This is a genomic window from Albidovulum salinarum, from assembly GCF_025673475.1.
Lineage (GTDB): Bacteria > Pseudomonadota > Alphaproteobacteria > Rhodobacterales > Rhodobacteraceae > Albidovulum > Albidovulum salinarum.
The window spans coordinates 1-1,779 of sequence record NZ_JAOVQO010000057.1; the positions used below are offsets into that span (position 1 = coordinate 1).

General features: G+C 62.5%; 4 protein-coding genes. All 4 read right to left on the reverse strand.

Annotation, left to right across the window (positions count from 1 at the left end; all coding sequences use genetic code 11):
* Window positions 1–470: 470 nt before the first annotated feature.
* From OEZ60_RS22045 to OEZ60_RS22060, 4 genes are read right to left on the reverse strand one after another with little or no spacing between them, the layout of a single operon-like run.
* Window positions 471–680, reverse strand: a complete 210-nt coding sequence (locus tag OEZ60_RS22045; RefSeq protein WP_263341003.1) for a hypothetical protein — start codon at window positions 678–680, stop codon at window positions 471–473.
* A complete protein-coding gene (locus OEZ60_RS22050) occupies window positions 677–973 on the reverse strand; it encodes a hypothetical protein (protein ID WP_263341005.1) in 297 nt (98 codons plus the stop codon). Before OEZ60_RS22050 ends, OEZ60_RS22045 begins: the two co-directional genes overlap by 4 nt.
* Window positions 970–1,341 (reverse strand): hypothetical protein, encoded by a 372-nt coding sequence (locus tag OEZ60_RS22055; RefSeq protein WP_263341007.1) that lies wholly within the window; start codon window positions 1,339–1,341, stop codon window positions 970–972. The genes OEZ60_RS22050 and OEZ60_RS22055 overlap by 4 nt, the downstream gene beginning before the upstream one ends.
* Complete coding sequence (locus tag OEZ60_RS22060; protein WP_263341009.1) at window positions 1,341–1,625, reverse strand: hypothetical protein; 285 nt, start codon at window positions 1,623–1,625, stop codon at window positions 1,341–1,343. The genes OEZ60_RS22055 and OEZ60_RS22060 overlap by 1 nt, the downstream gene beginning before the upstream one ends.
* Between the last annotated feature and the right edge of the window lie 154 nt (window positions 1,626–1,779).

Genomic DNA, 1,779 nt, shown 5'->3' on the forward strand with positions numbered 1-1,779 from the left:
CCGCTCATCATGCAGCGTCAACCACATCAGACCCAGAACGGCGTCGTCGATCCGGTCTCGGTCAATCTCCATGCCGCGAGCCTATCACAGATCATCGCGGCCACTGCGGCCCAATCCGGCCGGTTACTGTAAGACGGGGTGTAGGACGAGTAAGAACTGTGGCCTCCGTAGCGAACATACCGACCACCACATGCGGGACAATTGGCGGCCGCGGCCGCTGAACGATGACCCTGAACTGGTGCTGTACATCTTGCCATATTAGATTCCATCTGTTGCCATGCCGACTACCATATATGGTTGCAATGCGACATTTAAGTACAACCAAAAGCAGAGGAAACTATAGCGCCCCGAAACCCATTTCCCGGGGCGCTTGGCTGGTCTCGCGGGAACGACGCAACGCTATGCCTAGCGCGGTTGGCTGGACCGCGTGCCGTAGCGAAGCCAACTCCTGCCGCTACAGTTGAGCTATCTCAACGAACGACCTGCCACGTTCCGTCCGCCTCCCACTGCGCCAGCGCTTCTATGGGAAAGTCCTTGTCCAGCGCGCCCGCTGCCATTTCCTCCCGGCACTGCGCCTCGAAGTTGGCGAAGCTCCCGTAGGCGCGGACGATTGGCGATGGTCGCGGCAGCCATGCCGTTTCCAGTCGCTGAACCCGGCCAAGGAGCCCCCGGACGCTCATTCCTCGCCCCGCAGAGCCTTTAGCGCCGCCCCGAGGCGCAGGGCCGCGGCGAAGTTGGCGTCCGCATAGGCTTGCCTTTCTTTCGCCGCCTCAAGCGTGCGCTGCCGCATCGCCTCAACATCAGCGGTCGTGGGGCTGGTGTCGGGGTCGTGACGCGCCGTCCCGCGGCGGGAGTAGTGCCCGTTGACGAGCACAACCTCCGGGTCGTTCTCGGGCGCGGGTGTATAGCGCGGCTTGTGGTCGTCATCGTCCCATACCCTGCCGCTCAGCCACTGGTCAGGTCCGCGCCTCATTGCAGCCGCTCCCAGGGCATCCCCTTCCGCTTCCTGATGTTCTCCCACTTATCGAGGGTCAGCAGCAATTCGCGTCCCGCCGCACGCACCTCGGGGGTCTTGCCCGCGAAAGCGAACTGGTGGGCGTCAGCGGCAAGGTGCAGGTAGTCCAGTGCCTCGGCGCTCTCCGCCGGATGCACGGTGATGGGTCCGTCCATAAACTCCGCCATCGACAAAGCGAAGCGCAACGCAGCGTCCATCTTGGCGATGGGTTGCGTGCCCAGCAGGTAGCGCCCACGCGGCGACGGGAAGTAGGTGGCGACCACCGTGTCGGTCGCGAACGGTAGCCGGACGATGACGTGGTTCCTGCCTGTGCAAATCATCGGCATCAGTTCACCGCCTTCGCTTCCAACATCGTAATCCGCTGTTCCAATTCTTCGGTCGCCCGCACCGACGACAAGGTGCCAATGGCGCTGACGATCTGCTGCGCAACCTCTGGGCTGACCTTCCCTGTGGCTACAGCATCCAGAACCCTCTCAACCTGCTGGCTGATGGGCAACGAAGCGTCAAAGTCAAATTTCACCCGCCCGCTGTCCGCCCGCAGGGGCGCGACGACTCGCGACAGAACCAACTGCGCGGCAGCGCTATCGCCGCCCAGCGCCTTCTGGATCATCACGTCCAGAATATCGCCCGCGCTGTCCTGATCCTCCCCCAGTGAAGTGGTCCGCCGTTATGTTTAGGAGAACGGAGGATCGACATGGCTACGAAGCGGCACAAACCTGAAGAGATTGTCATGAAGTTGCGGCAGGTTGAGGTGCTTGTCGGGC